11 protein-coding genes are annotated in these 15,391 nt (G+C 68.2%); 4 read left to right on the forward strand and 7 right to left on the reverse strand.

Translation table 11 applies throughout. The features are described 5' to 3' along the window. Positions 1 to 45 precede the first annotated feature (45 nt). Positions 46 to 1,659, forward strand: a complete 1,614-nt coding sequence (gshA, locus tag WT24_RS01745; protein ID WP_059791117.1) for a glutamate--cysteine ligase — start codon at positions 46 to 48, stop codon at positions 1,657 to 1,659. 69 nt (positions 1,660 to 1,728) lie between these two features. Here gshA and WT24_RS01750 read toward each other — a convergent pair whose 3' ends face one another. Then, entirely contained in the window at positions 1,729 to 2,052 is a 324-nt protein-coding gene (locus tag WT24_RS01750; RefSeq protein ID WP_060030715.1) for a DUF4148 domain-containing protein, read from the reverse strand. Between the two features lie 491 nt (positions 2,053 to 2,543). On the opposite strand from WT24_RS01750, the gene WT24_RS01755 reads away from it, so the two are divergent. Next, positions 2,544 to 4,184: an L-lactate permease gene (locus WT24_RS01755; protein ID WP_060030719.1), complete on the forward strand. Its 1,641-nt coding sequence runs from the start codon at positions 2,544 to 2,546 to the stop codon at positions 4,182 to 4,184. Positions 4,185 to 4,283: 99 nt separating this feature from the next. Here the strand turns inward: WT24_RS01755 and WT24_RS01760 are convergent, their stop codons facing one another. Beyond that, positions 4,284 to 5,210 (reverse strand): LysR family transcriptional regulator, encoded by a 927-nt coding sequence (locus WT24_RS01760; protein ID WP_060030722.1) that lies wholly within the window; start codon positions 5,208 to 5,210, stop codon positions 4,284 to 4,286. A gap of 228 nt (positions 5,211 to 5,438) precedes the next feature. On the opposite strand from WT24_RS01760, the gene WT24_RS01765 reads away from it, so the two are divergent. Both WT24_RS01765 and WT24_RS01770 read left to right on the forward strand, forming a co-directional pair. After that, on the forward strand, positions 5,439 to 7,610 hold the full coding sequence (locus tag WT24_RS01765; RefSeq protein ID WP_060030724.1) for a phosphocholine-specific phospholipase C: 2,172 nt from the start codon (positions 5,439 to 5,441) through the stop codon (positions 7,608 to 7,610). A 213-nt stretch (positions 7,611 to 7,823) separates the two neighbouring features. Continuing rightward, positions 7,824 to 8,549 carry a phosphonate utilization associated transcriptional regulator gene (locus WT24_RS01770; protein WP_059791107.1) on the forward strand — a complete coding sequence of 242 codons (726 nt, stop codon included), beginning with the start codon at positions 7,824 to 7,826 and terminating at the stop codon, positions 8,547 to 8,549. 98 nt (positions 8,550 to 8,647) lie between these two features. Here the strand turns inward: WT24_RS01770 and WT24_RS01775 are convergent, their stop codons facing one another. The 5 genes from WT24_RS01775 to WT24_RS01795 form a co-directional block, all read right to left on the reverse strand. Continuing rightward, a complete protein-coding gene (locus WT24_RS01775) occupies positions 8,648 to 10,036 on the reverse strand; it encodes an FAD-dependent oxidoreductase (RefSeq protein WP_060030727.1) in 1,389 nt (462 codons plus the stop codon). A 103-nt stretch (positions 10,037 to 10,139) separates the two neighbouring features. Next, a complete protein-coding gene (locus WT24_RS01780) occupies positions 10,140 to 11,270 on the reverse strand; it encodes a 2-aminoethylphosphonate--pyruvate transaminase (RefSeq protein ID WP_060030730.1) in 1,131 nt (376 codons plus the stop codon). A gap of 47 nt (positions 11,271 to 11,317) precedes the next feature. Next, positions 11,318 to 13,045, reverse strand: coding sequence for a putative 2-aminoethylphosphonate ABC transporter permease subunit (locus WT24_RS01785; protein ID WP_060030733.1), 1,728 nt, complete (start codon positions 13,043 to 13,045; stop codon positions 11,318 to 11,320). Continuing rightward, positions 13,042 to 14,133, reverse strand: coding sequence for a putative 2-aminoethylphosphonate ABC transporter ATP-binding protein (locus WT24_RS01790; RefSeq protein ID WP_060030809.1), 1,092 nt, complete (start codon positions 14,131 to 14,133; stop codon positions 13,042 to 13,044). The genes WT24_RS01785 and WT24_RS01790 overlap by 4 nt, the downstream gene beginning before the upstream one ends. A gap of 94 nt (positions 14,134 to 14,227) precedes the next feature. Further along, positions 14,228 to 15,280, reverse strand: a complete 1,053-nt coding sequence (locus WT24_RS01795; protein ID WP_060030736.1) for a putative 2-aminoethylphosphonate ABC transporter substrate-binding protein — start codon at positions 15,278 to 15,280, stop codon at positions 14,228 to 14,230. Positions 15,281 to 15,391 lie beyond the last annotated feature (111 nt).

Here is a 15,391-nt window from a genome sequence, read left to right on the forward strand (position 1 = left end):
CCGCGCGCGGCGTTCTGCGCGCGGCCGTCACGCACTTGCGTCTCCATGTCGAACACCATGACTCACCGCCAGTCCGAACTGCTGCTGAATCGCCTCGACGCGCTGAGCTCGGGCCCGACGCGGCAGCATCTGCCCGACGGCCTGCGCGGCATCGAAAAGGAAAGCCTGCGCGTGACGCGCGACGGGATGATCGCGTTCACGCCGCATCCGCGCGCGCTCGGTTCGGCGCTCACGCATCCGGCGCTGACGACCGACTATTCCGAAGCGCTGATCGAACTGATCACGCCCGCGGAGCGCGACGCCGCGCTCACGCTCGAACGCCTCGACGATCTGCATCGCTACGTCTATGCATCGCTCGGCGACGAGATGCTGTGGAGCGACTCGATGCCCGGCCTGCTGCCGGCCGACGATCAGATCCCGATCGCCGACTACGGCACGTCGAACATCGGCCGCCTGAAGACGGTGTACCGGCGCGGCCTCGCGTATCGCTACGGCCGCACGATGCAATGCATCGCCGGCATCCACTACAACTACTCGCTGCACGAGGAAGTGTGGCGGCGCCTGCATGCGGAAGAAGGATCGACGGCGACGCTCGTCGATTACCAGTCGGAACGCTATCTCGCGCTGATCCGCAACTTCCGCCGCCGCAGCTGGCTGCTGATGTACCTGTTCGGCGCGTCGCCCGTGCTCGACACGAAGTTCCTGCGCGGCAAGCCGCACAAGCTCGACACGTTCGACGCCGATACGCTGTACCGGCCGTATGCGACCAGCCTGCGGATGAGCGATCTCGGCTACTCGAACACGACGGCCCAGGCCGCGCTGCACGTCGACTACAACACGCTGCCCGGCTATCTCGACGCGCTGTCGAAGGCCGTCAGCGAGCCGTATCCGGCGTACGAGGCGATCGGCACGCATCGCGACGGCGAGTGGATCCAGATCAACACGAACGTGCTGCAGATCGAGAACGAGTTCTACTCGACGATCCGGCCGAAGCGCGTCACGTATTCGGGCGAGCGGCCGCTGCATGCGCTCGCGTCGCGCGGCGTGCAGTACATCGAGGTGCGCTGTCTCGACATCGATCCGTTCGAACCGACCGGCATCGCACTGGAGACCGCGCGCTTCCTCGACGCGTTCCTGCTCGCCTGCGCGCTCGACGAAAGCGCGCCGCTCGACTGCGACGCGTACAAGGAAGCGAACGCGAACTTCGGCAGCGTGACGCTGGATGGCCGCAAGCCGGGGCTCACGCTGATGCGCGACGGCCAGCCGGTCGCGCTGCAGGCGTGGGCGGACGCGCTGATGGCCGATATCGACATCGTCGGCCGCCGTCTCGACGACATTCGCGGCGGCGACGAGCATGCGCGCGCGATTGCCGCGCAACGCGAGAAGCTCGCCGACCCGGAGCGCACGCCGTCCGCGCGCGTGCTGCGCACGATGCGCGAGAACGGTCAGTCGTTCCTCGCCTTCGCGCTCGCTCAAAGCGAAGCGCATGCCGCGCATTTCCGCGCGCACCCGCCTTCGGCCGAGATGCTGCGCACCGAGCAGGCGCTCGCCGCGAAGTCGCTGGCCGAGCAGGCCGAGCTTGAAGCGAAGGAGGCCGGATCGTTCGACGCGTTCGTCGCCGCCTATCGCGCCTATACGCTGAACCGCTTCAGCGTGTGACGATCGCGCATGCGGCCGGCGCACGGTGCGCCGCGCCGCGATGCGATTGCAATCCGGTTCCGTCGACGATCAGTGATGGGCGTACGTGCCGCGATCGGCCGCGTGCGGCAGCGCCGGCTTCGCCGATTCCGCGTGGGCCTGGCCATCGCTGCCGTAACCGGCAGCGTCGCCCTCGCCCTCGCCGCGCGCCTGCGCCGCACGTTGCATGACCGCCTGCATGTTCCGCGGAAAGTCGGGACTGCTTGCGAGGCGCGTCCGGTAGCCGGCGGCCTGCAGTTCCGCGAGTTCCTGGCGGACTTGCGCGCGCGTGAGCGTCGACGCGGCTTGCGCGTGAGCGGCGAACGCTGCGCCGATCAGCACGAGCGCGCATGCCGCGTGTTTCATTTTCATCATCGTGTGTGCTCCGTGGGGTTCCGGTGCCGCGCCATCGTCGGCGCGGCCGGAAACGATGCAGCCAGTCTAGGCTTCGGACGCCAAACGAAACATCCTCGCGGCTGGCAGTCACCTTTTCCGGTCGCGCAACATTGCGCGGGTACCGGCATCGCGCGGCCACGCTCGAGCCGGCCGCGACGGGTTTTCTGTCGAACGCGACAGCGGCACGCCATCTGCCGGCCATCGTGCGGCGGCGGATCCGCATCGACTCGCCCGCATCGGGCTTCTCCCCCCTTGTACAAGCGCGTCGCGCCTCCTAACCTCTTTTAAGCGACCGATCGGTTGGCCGCGCAACGTCGTTGCGTGCGCAAGCGCCCGATCGTAGTCGCGACTGCAGGACATCGACTTGTACCGAGCCCGGCGCATCGACATGCGAACCCGGGCCGGCCGCACAAGGCATGGGACCCGAGTACGCGCTGAAGCGCCAACTCGGGTCGACATCTGGAGACACGATGAATCCCACCGACGCCCTACCGCCCGGCATCGTCTTCGCGCAACCGTTGACGCCGGTCGCCCACTCGCTGCTCCTGTCGTTCCTCGTCGCGACGATCCCGATCGCGGTCGCGCTGGTCGCGCTCGGCGTGCTGCGCCGCCCCGCGTGGCAGGCGTCGCTCGCCGGGCTCGTCGCGGGCCTCGCGGTCGCGATCGGCGCGTGGGGGATGCCGGCCGGGCTCGCGTTCAACGCGGTCGGCGCCGGCATGGCGCTCGCGGTCGTGCCGGTGATGTGGATCGTCTTCAACGCGCTGTTGCTGTACAACATCGCGGTGAAGTCCGGCCGCTTCGACCAGTTCCGGCAGTGGATGCTCGACAACCTGCCCGACGATCGCCGCCTCGTGCTGCTCGTCGTCGCGTTCTCGTTCGGCTGTCTGCTCGAAGGGATCTCCGGGTTCGGCACGCCGGTCGCGATCACGAGCGCGCTGCTGATCGCGCTCGGCTTTCCCGCGCTCGAAGCGCTCACCTATACGCTGCTGTTCAACACGGCGCCGGTCGCGTTCGGCGCGCTCGGCGTGCCGATCACCGTGCTCGGTGCGGTCACGTCGCTGCCGCCCGCGACGCTCGCGCAGATGGTCGGCCGCCAGTTGCCGTTCTTCGCGCTGCTGCTGCCGTTCTACGTGGTCGGCGCATACGGCGGCTTGCGCTCGATCGCGAAGCTGTGGCCCGCGCTGCTCGTGTCCGGCGGCAGCTTCGCGATCGCGCAGTTCGTCACGTCGAACTTCCTCGGCTACCAGCTCACCGACGTGCTGTCGTCGCTCTCGTCGCTGATCGTGACGATCGGCTTCCTGCAGTTGTGGAAGCCGCAGCCCGATCCGCAATATGCGCTCGCGCGCAGCGTGCCGGCCGCGGCCGGCGCCGCGCGCGCGGGCTTCGGCGGCTGGTTGCCGTGGCTCGTCGTGTCGGTGGTCGTGATCGTCTGGGTGCACGCGAACATCGCGGCGATCGGCGACGTGAAGATCAAGTGGCCGGGGCTGCACAACGCCGTGTACGTGTCGCTGTACCACAAGCCGTATGCGGCGATCTGGGATTTCCAGCCGCTCGGCACGGGCACCGCGATCCTCGTGTCGGCGATCGTCACGGCCGCGCTGACGCGCACCGGCCCCGGCGCGTTTGTCGAATGCGTGGTGAAGACGTGGCGCCAGACGTGGATCGCGATCGTCACGGTGATGATGATCGTCGGGCTCGCGTACCTGCTGAACTACTCGGGCATCAGCTACACGCTCGGTACCGGCGTCGCGTCGACGGGCGCGCTGTTCCCGCTGGTGTCCGCATCGCTCGGCTGGATCGCCGTGTTCCTGTCCGGCAGCGACACGTCGGGCAACGCGCTGTTCGGCAACCTGCAGGTCGTCGCCGCCCGGCAGCTCGGCCTCGATCCGGTGCTGATGGCCGCGACCAACTCGTCGGGCGGCGTGATGGGCAAGATGATCTCGCCGCAGAACATCGCGACGGGCGTGTCGACGACGGACCTGAAAGGGCAGGAGGGCGTCGTGTTCGCGCGCACCTTCTGGCACAGCGTGATCCTCACGCTGTTGCTCGGCGTGCTGGTGTTCCTGCAGCAGCACGTGCTGACCTGGATGATTCCGGCGCTGCCGAAGTGACGCGCGGCGCCACGACAGAAGGAAGGCACGAGGAAAGCAACGAGGGAAGGCGCGGGAAAAGCGCCACGTAGTGTGCGGAAGCGGCGAACGCGCGGCGGCTCAGCGCGCGTTCGCCCGCCGCGTCGTTCGTCCGGGTTCAACCGCATCGACCGCGCCGGCGGCTTCGCCATCGTCCGGCAGGATGCACGCGAGGAACGCGTCGATCGCGGGGCTCTGGCGGCGCGCTTTCAGGTAGTACACGTATTCGTCGATCGTCGTATCGACGCCACGCAGCGCGATCACGCGCAGGTCGGGATGGCGCTCGGCCTCGCCGCGCGGAAACAGGCTGCCGCCGACCCCATGCAGGATCGCCTCGCGAATCGCTTCGCGGCTGCCGATCTCGGCGACCGAGGCGGCCGCGACGCCGGCCGCTGCGAGGATCGTCTCCGTGCAGCGGCGCGTGACCGAACCTTCCTCGCGGATCAGCAGCCGCACGTCGGCGAGTTGCGCCGGGTCGACCGAATCGAACCGCGCGAGCGGATGACGGCGGTGCACGACGAGCACCAGCGGATCGGTCGAGATCACCTTGCGTTCGAGGCCGTCGGCGTCGTTGCGCTGCGACGAGACCGCGAGATCGATGCGGAACTCCTGCAGCGCCTGCAGGATTTCCTCGGAGTTGCCGATCCGGCACGTCAGCGCGATCGACGGATGCGCGCTCGAGAAGCGGCCGATCGCATCCATGATGTAGTACGGGCCCGTCGCGCCGATCCGCAGGTGGCCTTCGAACAGGCCGCCGACGTTGCGCAGCATGATGTCGGCCTGCGCCTCGAGCGCGATCATCTTCTCGACGAGCGGCAGCAGCTCGATGCCCGTCTCGGTCACTTCGAGCTTGCGGCCGCTGCGGTAGAACAGCTCGACGCCGTACAACTGCTCGACCTGCCGGATCTGCGCGGCAATCGTCGGCTGGCTCACGCCGAGGTGGCGCGCGGCGCGCGTGATGCTGCCCTGCCGGACGGTCGCGTGGAACGCCTTCAGCTGATCGAACACGTGTCGGCTTCTCCCCCCTCTTCATCGCGCGTCAGCGTAGCGCGTGCATGTGTCGGCCGCATGAAAGGCGCGGCGTGCGCGGCTTCGAAAAAAAGCTGGGGGTGAGCGCAAGAAACCTGCGGGAACCGGTCACGGCCGGGACATGCCGGTGCGGGGTAATAACGGCGACGCAGATCGCCGGCCCCGCTCGCCCGGCGCCCCCACTCCCCCGACCACAAGGCTCTCTTCATGTCCTCGAACAATCGACGCGATTTCCTGCGCCTCGCCGCGCAGTCGGCCGGCGCGATGGCCGCCTATGCGGGCTTCCCGCCCGCGATCCGCAATGCGCTGGCGATGCCGGCCGCCTATCGCACCGGCACGATCCGCGACGTCGAGCACGTCGTGATCTTCATGCAGGAAAACCGTTCGTTCGACCATTACTTCGGCGGGCTGCGCGGCGTGCGCGGCTTCGACGATCCGCGCCCGCACCTGCTGCCGAACGGCGCGCCGGTGTGGCAGCAACCGCCGGCGTCGGTGTTCACGAAGAACTACCATTCGCGCGGGCTCGATCCGTCGGCGCCGTACGTGCTGCCGTTCTATCTCGATCCGAAGCAGACGACCGAATTCCAGCCGGGCACGAACCATGGCTGGAGCAGCGGCCACCTGTCCTGGAACAACGGCCAGTGGGATCAGTGGGTGAACCAGAAGCAGGACGTGCTGACGATGGGCTACCTGAAGCGCCAGGATCTCACGTACCACTACGCGCTCGCCGATGCGTTCACGATCTGCGATTCGTACTTCTGCTCCGCGCACGCGGACACCGCGCCGAACCGCATCTACCTGTGGACCGGCACGGTCGACTCGCGCAACGTCTACGGCAGCGCGCCGAACGGCCCGGGCATCGGCGAGCGCAACGACGTGAACGGCTACACGTGGACGACCTACGCCGAACGCCTGGAGGACGCGAAGATCAGCTGGAAGGTGTACCAGGGCGGCACCGGCATCCCGGGCGACCCGACCGACAACTACACCGACAACTCGCTGATGTTCTTCAAGAAGTTCCAGGTGAAGGAGGGCGCGAGTGGCCCGCTGGTCGACAAGGGCGCGTCGAACCACACGCTCGCCGAACTGAAGGCCGACGTGCAGGCCAACCGCTTGCCGCAGGTGTCGTGGATCGTGTCGCCGTACAAGTACAGCGAGCACCCGCAGGCGTCGCCGACCGACGGCGCGTTCTACATCAACATGGTGCTCGAGGCGCTGACGTCGAACCCCGAGGTGTGGGCGAAGACGGTGTTCATCCTCAACTACGACGAGAACGACGGGCTGTTCGACCACGTCGTGCCGCCGGTGCCGCCGGTCACGAGCGGCGTGGGCGGCCAGGGCATCGTGTCGTCGAACCTGCTGTCGAACCTCGGCGACGAGCTGCTCGACCTGAACAAGTACCCGGGCGAGATGAGCCCGCTCGTGCCGGGCGCCGATCCGGGCGGCATCCAGCCGATCGGCCTCGGGCCGCGCGTGCCGCTGATCATCATCTCGCCGTGGACGAAGGGCGGCTGGGTCTGCTCGGAGACGTTCGACCATACGTCGGTGCTGCGTTTCCTCGAAGCGCGTTTCGGCGTGAAGGAGCCGAACATCAGCGCGTGGCGCCGGTCGATCTGCGGCGACCTCACGTCGGCGTTCGATTTCTCCGCGCGCCCCGACACGCGCACGGTGAGCTTCACGGTGCCGCAGCACATCGCGACGGCCGGCCAGGCGTACCAGGTGCCCGCGCAGCAGTCGATGCCGACGCAGGAACCCGGCACGCGTCCGGCGCGTGCGCTGCCGTACGAGCTGTTCGTGCACAGCCGCGTGGGCGTGCATGACGATACCGTGTCGCTCGACTTCGCGAACACCGGCGACGCCGGTGCCGCGTTCTACGTGTACGACCGGCGCAACCCGGCGACGCCGCCGCGCCGCTACGCAGTGTCCGCGCACGACCGCTTCGTCGATACGTGGAGCACGTCGGCCGCGCGCGGCGAGTACCATCTGGCCGCCTACGGCCCGAACGGCTATCTGTGCGAGTTCCAGGGCAACACGCGGCTCGCCGCGGACGGCCGCCACGCGAACCCCGAAGCGAAGATCGGCTACGACGTGCGCAACCGTCACGTGTATCTGCAACTGCGCAACAGCGGGCGCGCGACCTGCCGCGTGACGGTCGACAACGCGTACAGCCATGCGCCGGCGCGCACCTACACGCTTGAGCCGGGCGAGCGCGTCGAAGGGCACTTCGAGCTGTCGTCGAGCCACGGCTGGTACGATCTGACGATCACCGCGACCACGCTGCGCGGCGGCGACGACAAGGTCGTGCGCCGCTTCGCGGGCCACGTCGAGACGGGCCGGCCGAGCCACAGCGATCCGGGGCCGGTGAAGCGCACGGCCTGACGGCTGCGCCGGCGTCGCGCGAAGCGGGGCGGTTCCCCGCATCGCGCGAGCGCCGCGTGCCGGTTGCATGCCGGCTGGGGTCTGCCCACGTGCGGGCACGTGGGATTGGCTTTTGGAAACTGAAAACTGTTGACAATATGTCGGGGCGAGGGTATACAGGGATCATTCGCCGATATGGCGCCGTCGTTTTCACCCCCAGCCCGCTGCCCGACCATGACTGCCCCGAACGCGCTCAGCGCCATCGAACTCCTGCAAAGCCAGTCGCTCGCGATGATCGTCCAGGACATGCTCGAGCGCGCGATCGTCTCCGGTGAATACGCGCCGGGCGAGAAGCTCAACGAAGTCGAGATCGCGACCAGGCTGAACGTGTCGCGCGGCCCGGTGCGCGAAGCGTTCCGCGCGCTCGAGCAGGCCGGCCTGCTGCGCAACGAGAAGAACCGCGGCGTGACCGTGCGCGTCGTGCCGCTGCGCGAGGCCGAGGAGATCTACGAAGTGCGCGCGATGCTCGACGAATCGGTCGCGCGCGCGCTCGCGAAGCGTATCTCGCCCGAGACGCTGAAGGTGCTGAAGGGCATCATCCAGTCGATGAAGGACGCCGCGAAGGCGCACGACGTCACGCGCTACACCGAGCTGAACGTGCAGTTCCACGACGCGATGGTCGTCGGCGTCGGCAATACGCATCTCACCGATACCTACCGGCGGCTCGTGCGCCAGCTCGGCCTGCTGCGTCAGGCGGCGATCGAGGCCGAGGAGGATGCGATCGCCGTGTCGGCGGCCGAGCACGACAAGATCGTGCAGGCGCTCGCGGCCGGCGACGAGGAAAAGGCCGTCGCGCTCGTGCGCGAGCACGTCGCGCACGGCCTCGCGCGGATGCGCCGCACGCACGAGCAGGGGTTGCCTGCGGCGGGCAAGGCGGCGCGGGAGAAGGCCGGCGCATAAGCGCCGGCGACGGTCGCGCGGGCTGCCGCGCATCGGCAAAGGGACGCGTCGTCGCGTCCCTTTTTCGTTGCGCTTCAGTTCAGCCGGTCAACACATCGTCACGCCTTGTCGGCTTTCCCCGCCGCGCTCGCAAATTTCGCGAGCCACGTATCGACGACCGACGGCTGCCGGTTCTCGTCTTCCGCGCGTTCCTTGCGGCGAATCGCGTTGCGCACGACGTGCGCGCCGACGTAGCGGATCGGCTCCGGCGGAAAATGGCCGAGCGGGCCGCGTACGATCGGGCTGCGCGTCCACGCGTTGTCGAGGCCGAGCACGAGCGACGACAGGATCTGCCCGCCCATGTAGGTCGGCCCGACGCCGTTGCCCGAATAACCGAACCCGTAGAACACGTTCGGCGCGCCGTCGAGGCGGCCGAAGAACGGGAAGCCCGTGACCGAACGATCCGACGGCCCGTTCCAGCTCGCGGTGATCGGCACGTCCGCCAGCGACGGGAAGAACGCGCGCAGGCTCCGTGTGAGCTGCGCCTCGTACGGCGAGCGGCGGTCGAACACCGGCGCGATGCGGCTGCGCCACGAGAACGTGTTGCCGCCCTTGCCGAGCATCAGCCGCCCGTCGGCCGTCGTGCGGTAGTAGTAGACGAAGATCCGCGAATCGAGCACCGACACGCCGTCCACGAGCCCGGTCTGTTCCAGCAACGCCGGACATTTCTCGGTGATCACCATGTCGCTCGACACGACCGCGATCGTGCGTTCGAACTGCGGGAAGCGGCTCGCCATCCACGCATTGATCGCGAACACCAGCTTGCCGGCCGTGACGCTGCCCGACGGCGTGCGTACGACGGCCGGCTGGCCGGGCGTGAAGTCGAGCATCGGCGTGCGCTCGTAGATCCGGATGCCCATGTCGAGCGCAACGCGGCGCAGCCCGCGTACGAGCTTGCCGGGATGCACGGTCGCGGCGACCGGCGAGTAGACGCCGTCGAGATTGCGCGCGGAGCCCGAGCGGCGCGCGACTTCGGCGGGCGGCAGCGGCTCGTAGCTGTGGATGCCGCACGCGGCGAGCGCGTCGAGCACCGGCGCGAGCGTGCCGACCTGCGCGCGCGACGTCGCGGTGTACAACGTGCCGTCGAGCCGCAATTCGGCGTCGATGCCGTGCGCGCGGCAGAAATCGGCGATGTGCTGCACGGCCGCTTCCGACGCCTTCACGAGCCGGATCGCCTCGGCTTCGCCGAACAGACGCCGCAGCGTCAGGAATTTCGCGGACCAGGTGAGCAGGCAGCCGCCGTTGCGCCCGCTCGCGCCGGCGCCGCAGAGGTCGGCTTCGAGGATCGCGATGTCGAGCGCGGGGTGCTGCTGCTTCGCCTGGATCGCGCTCCAGAGTCCCGTGAAGCCGCCGCCGACGATGCACACGTCGGCCTGCGTCGCGCCTTGCAGCGCGGGGGCGAGATCGCCGTCGTTGAACAGCGCTTGTTCGATCCAGAAGGGGCGCATCGGAAGGCTCGTCGATAAGGTAAGGGGCCGCGCGACGCACGGCCGGGAAAAACGGGCGGCCGCATGCTCGTGCGCACGCGGCCGGGTGCCTCGCGTCACCTCGTCATGCCGCCGCTTCGGCCGATACGCGGCGCACGCCCATCGCTTTCAGCGAGTCGGCAATGGCCGCGACGGCGCCCGGAATCCCGGCTTCGCCGAAATGGCCGATGCAGCCGACGCGGAACGTCTCCACTTCGGTGAGCTTGCCCGGATACAGAATGTAGCCGCGCTTTTTGACCTCCTGATAAAACCGCTTGAAATCGTAGTTCGGATCGTCCGGCGCATGGAACGTGACGATGATCGGCGCCTGGATCGCCGGATCGAGGAATGGCCGGAAGCCGAGCGCGCGCATCCCGTCGATCAGCGCGCGAGTGTTGCGCTGGTAGCGGCCGCCGCGCGCGGCGAGCCCGCCTTCGTCGACGTATTGCGCGACGGCCGCGTCGAGCGCGGCGACCACGTGCGTCGGCGGCGTGAAGCGCCACTGCGTCGTGCGCTGCATGTAGACCCACTGGTCGTACAGGTCCATCGCGAGCGAATGGCTGTTGCCTTCGCTGCGTTCGAGCGCGCTGCGCTTCGCGATCACGAAGCCGAGCCCCGGCACGCCTTCGAGACACTTGCCGGATGCGGCGATCACCGCGTCGAACGGCGTCGTGCGCGCGTCGATGTCGATCGCGCCGAACGAGCTCATCGCATCGACGATCAGCGCCCGCCCGTGCTTCGCGACGGCCTGCGCGACGTCGTGCAACGGGTTCAGCACGCCGGCGCCGGTTTCGCAGTGGACGAGCGCGACGTGCGTGATGGTCGGATCGGCGGCGAGCGCGCGCTCGACGTCGATCGGATCGACACGGCGATCCTCGCGGTAGTCGATCGTCGTGAACGTGCGGCCGAGCACGCGGCAGATCTTCGCGATGCGCTGGCAGTACGCGCCGTTGTTCGGCACGAGCACGTGGCCGTCGCGCGGCACGAGCGTGCCGATCGCCGCCTCGACCGAGAACGTGCCGCTGCCTTGCAGCGGCACGCATTCGTGCGTGCCCTCGCCGTGCACGATCTGCAGCAGCCGTTCGCGCAGTCGCGCGGTGATCGCGTTGAAATCGCCGTCCCACGAGCCCCAGTCGCGCAGCATCGCATCGCGCGTGCGGGCGGAGGTCGTCAGAGGGCCGGGGGTGAGCAGGATGGGCTGGGCGGCGAGCGTCATGGTGTCTCCTTGATGAAGTCGGGACGTCACGGGAATGCGGCAGGAACTCAACGGCGATGCGGATGGCGCCACGCCTGCGTACGGCGCAGCAGGCGATGCGAGATGCACGCGAACAGCACGCATGCGAACGACGAGGTCGCGAGCACGAGCGTGGCCATCGCGGCGGCCGGACCCATCTGGCCCGCGTCGTCGAGGTTCAGGATCGCGACCGATGCGGGCTGCGTGTCCGGCGAGTACAGGAACGCGACGGCCGACACCGTCGTCATCCCGTTGACGAACAGATAGCGCGCGATCAGCAGGATCGCGGGCAGGCACACGGGCACCGTCACGCGCAGGAAGGTCTTGTAGAACGGCACCTTCAGCGACGCGGATACGGCCTCGAACTCGCCGTCGATCTGCCTGAGCGCGGTGACGGCGGTGAGGTGGCTGGACGCGTAGTAGTGGACGACCGTGACGATCGCGAGCAGCCACAGCGATCCGTACAGCCCGTTCAGCGGATTGCCGGGCGCGTTGAACAGGAAGATGTAGCTGATGCCGAGCACGAGCCCCGGCACGCCCATCGGCAAGATCGCGCACAGGCTGATGAAGCCGCGCAGCCAGCGCGCGCCGCGGGTCTTCTCGATCAGGTAGGCACCCCCGAACACGACGATCGTGCCGCCGAGCGCCACCGTCGCGGCCATCCGCAAGCTGTTCTTGTACGCGTCGAAGATGCCGGCCGCGATCAATCCCATCCGGTAGTGCTGCAGCCCGAGACTCATCTGGTACGGCCAGAACTTCACGAACGACGCAAACACCGAGATGCCGACCACCGCGATGAAGAATGCGCACACGAGCGCGCAGTACGCGAGCATCGCGGCGTCGAAGCCGCGCGACGGCTTCGGCTGGTACGGCGTCGAGCGCGCGCCGAGCTGCGACTGCTGGCGACGGCGGACGAAGAAGTCGATGCCGAACGCGACGAGCGCCGGGCACAGCAGCATCAGGCTCACCACCGCGCTGCGGTTGAAGTCCTGCAACCCGATGATCAGCTTGTAGATGTCGGTCGACAGCACGTTGTACGAGCCGCCGATCACGACCGGCACGCCGAAGTCGTTGATGCACATCGTGAACGCGACCATCGTCGCGCTGATCAGCCCGTACTTCGCGCCGGGCAGCGTGATCGTGAAGAACTTGCGCAGGCGGCGCGTGCCCATCGCGTCGGCGGCCTCGTAGAGCCGACCGTCGGCGAGCGACAGCGCGGTGACGAGGATCATCAGCACGTGCGGGAACGATGCGTACACCATGCTCAGCACGATGCCCGGCAGCCCGTAGATCGAATGGCCGTGCAGCAGCGGCTTGAGCAGCCCCGCGTTGCCGAACCAGTAGATGAACGACACGGCCGACAGCAGCGTCGGCGCGAGCAGCGGCAGCAGCGCGATCGTGCGCGCGGCGTTCTTCAGCGGCATGCACGAGCGCGTGAGCGCATACGCGAACGTGAACGCCATCGGCACGACGATCGCCGTGACGAGCGCGCCGACCGTCAGCGAATGCAGCATCGAGCGCAGCACGCCGCTGTCCTCCAGATACTCGACGAAGTTGTGCGCGCCGACGAAGCGGCCGTCGGCGTCGACGAAGCATTTCTGCACGACGAGCGCGAGCGGCAGCAGCAGGAACAGCGACATCAGCGCGGCTATCGCGACGAGCGCGAGCTGGGCGATGCGGTCGTGCCAGTGCGTGATCTGTCGCACCTCGGCGGGGGCGGACGCGCCGCGGCGGCGCTCGGTCAGGACGGTGCTCATTGCAGTCGCTCCTTCGCGCACGGGAACATGCGGACATGCTCGCGATCGAGCGCGAGGTCGATGCGCGCGCCGGCCTGCACGCCGGTGCGGTCGACGTCGCGATACGACAGGTCGGCGACAATCTCCTGGCCGTCGAGCCCGTCGATCCGGAAGCTCACGCGGCAGAACGCGCCGAGGAATTCGAGCTTCTCGACGCAGCCGGCCAGCACGTTGTCGGCCGTCTCGCCCGGCACGCGGATGCGCAGGTCCTCGGGCCGCACGTAGACCGATACCGCCGCGCCCTGCGCGGGGCGGGCCGCACCATGGCGGCAATCGAGGCCGACCGCGCCCGCGCGCAGCGTGCCGTCCTGCGCGACTTCGGCGGGAATCGTGTTGACGCGGCCGATGAAATCCGCGACGAACGGCGATGCCGGCTGCCGGTAGATTTCGAGCGGGGTGCCGATCTGTTCGATTACGCCGTGGTTCATCACGACGATGCGATCGGCCATCGACAGCGCTTCTTCCTGGTCGTGCGTGACCATGATCGTCGTCACGCCGAGCCGCTGCTGCAGCGCGCGAATTTCCTGGCGCAGCCGCACGCGCACGCGCGCGTCGAGCGCGGACAGCGGCTCGTCGAGCAGCAGCAGGCCCGGCGACGTCGCGAGCGCGCGCGCCAGCGCGATGCGCTGCTGCTGGCCGCCGGACAACTGGCCCGGATGCTTGCGATGGCTGTCGGGCAGGCCGACCAGCGCGAGCAGCGTGTGCACGCGCTCGTGGATCGCGTCGCGCTTCATCTTGCGGTTCACGAGCCCGTACGCGACGTTGTCGTACACGGTGAGGTTCGGGAACAGCGCATACGACTGGAACACGATCCCGTAGTCGCGCAGTTGCGGCGGCAGCCGCGAGATGTCGCGACCGTCCTGCATGATGTGGCCGGCGTTCTGCGTCTCGAGCCCCGCGATGATCCGCAGCAGCGTGGTCTTCCCGCAGCCGGACGGCCCGAGGAAGCAGATCATCTCGCCCTTCATCACGTTCAGGTCGATGTCGGTGAGGACCTGCGTGTCGTTGTACCGCTTCTCGATGCGTTCTACGCTCAGATAAGGTGCCATGCGCGCCTCCATGGAGGGGCGGCCCGGGGGCCGGGTTCGACGACGGAAAGGGTGACGCGGGGCGGCGCGCGGCGCGACCCCGCCGCGGGCAGCGTCATTGCTGCGCTTTCGCCCCGTAACGCTTCTGCCACGTATCGAGGATCGACTGGCGGTTCTTCGCCGACCACACGAAGTCGTTCTTCACGAGCAGGTCCGGGTAGTTGTCGGGGATGCCGGCCAGCTTTCGCGCCACGCCCGGATACGCGACGATCGCCCACCAGCGCGCGGTGATCTGGTTCGCTTCCTTGCTCGCCATGAAATCGGCGAGCTTCTTCGCGGCGTCGGGCTGTTTCGTCGTTTTCATGATCGCCGTGCCTTCCATGTCCCAGCCGAGCCCTTCCTTCGGGAACACGAGATCGATCGGCGCGCCCTGCGCCTGCAGTTCGTGGCCGCGGAATTCGAACGAGATGCCGATCGGGAATTCGCCGGTGCCGGCGAGCGTGCACGGCTTCGAACCCGAGTGCACGTACTGCGCGACGTTCTTGTCGAGCGCATCCATGAATTTCCAGCCTTTGTCGTCGCCGAAGGTCTGCAGCCACGCGGTCACGTCGAGGTAGCCGGTGCCCGACGACACCGGGCTCGGCATCACGATCGCGCCTTTGTAGACCGGCTTCGTCAGGTCTTCCCACGACGTCGGCTTCGGGATGTTCTTCGCTTGCGCGGCGACGCGGTTGTAGCAGATCGTCGCGCCCCACACGTCCATGCCGACCCAGTGCGGCGGCGTGTTGGCGTCGCTGTACTTGCGCGTGAGCTGGTCGAAGCCCTTCGGCGCGTACGGCATCAGCATGCCTTGCAGGTCGAGCAGCGTGAGGCTCGACGCGGCGAGACCGAGCACGACGTCCGCGCGCGGGTTGCTCTTTTCCGCGAGCAGCTTCGCGGTGACCGAGCCGGTCGAGTCGCGCACCCAGCGGATCTCGATATCGGGGTTCGCCTTCTCGAACGCGTCCTTGTAGGGCTTCATCGCCTCGTCTTCCAGCGCGGTGTAGACGAGCAGCGACGTCTTCGCGTGCGCGGCCTGGGCGGCGCCGAGCGCGACGGCCACCGCCAGCGCGACACGGGCCGCGCCCCTCCATGCATGGAAACGCTTGTGTACCGGCACTTCGTTCATCTTCAGACCCCTTGACTGTGGCGCCGCGGCACGCGGCGGATGAGTGGAGACCAGCCCTCTTGCTGCACCGTTGTTTTGCTTTCTGTTCTCTGCATGTTGTTGACAATCTAC

This window comes from Burkholderia sp. MSMB1078WGS (genome assembly GCF_001528895.1).
Taxonomy (GTDB): domain Bacteria; phylum Pseudomonadota; class Gammaproteobacteria; order Burkholderiales; family Burkholderiaceae; genus Burkholderia.

What these genes read in the sequence shown, in the direction of transcription:
- gshA (WP_059791117.1), top strand. Translation starts at nt 46, where the DNA reads ATGTCGAACACCATGACTCACCGCCAGTCCGAACTGCTGCTGAATCGC.
- WT24_RS01750 (WP_060030715.1), bottom strand. Translation starts at nt 2,052, where the DNA reads ATGATGAAAATGAAACACGCGGCATGCGCGCTCGTGCTGATCGGCGCA.
- WT24_RS01755 (WP_060030719.1), top strand. Translation starts at nt 2,544, where the DNA reads ATGAATCCCACCGACGCCCTACCGCCCGGCATCGTCTTCGCGCAACCG.
- WT24_RS01765 (WP_060030724.1), top strand. Translation starts at nt 5,439, where the DNA reads ATGTCCTCGAACAATCGACGCGATTTCCTGCGCCTCGCCGCGCAGTCG.
- WT24_RS01770 (WP_059791107.1), top strand. Translation starts at nt 7,824, where the DNA reads ATGACTGCCCCGAACGCGCTCAGCGCCATCGAACTCCTGCAAAGCCAG.
- WT24_RS01775 (WP_060030727.1), bottom strand. Translation starts at nt 10,036, where the DNA reads ATGCGCCCCTTCTGGATCGAACAAGCGCTGTTCAACGACGGCGATCTC.
- WT24_RS01780 (WP_060030730.1), bottom strand. Translation starts at nt 11,270, where the DNA reads ATGACGCTCGCCGCCCAGCCCATCCTGCTCACCCCCGGCCCTCTGACG.
- WT24_RS01785 (WP_060030733.1), bottom strand. Translation starts at nt 13,045, where the DNA reads ATGAGCACCGTCCTGACCGAGCGCCGCCGCGGCGCGTCCGCCCCCGCC.
- WT24_RS01790 (WP_060030809.1), bottom strand. Translation starts at nt 14,133, where the DNA reads ATGGCACCTTATCTGAGCGTAGAACGCATCGAGAAGCGGTACAACGAC.
- WT24_RS01795 (WP_060030736.1), bottom strand. Translation starts at nt 15,280, where the DNA reads ATGAACGAAGTGCCGGTACACAAGCGTTTCCATGCATGGAGGGGCGCG.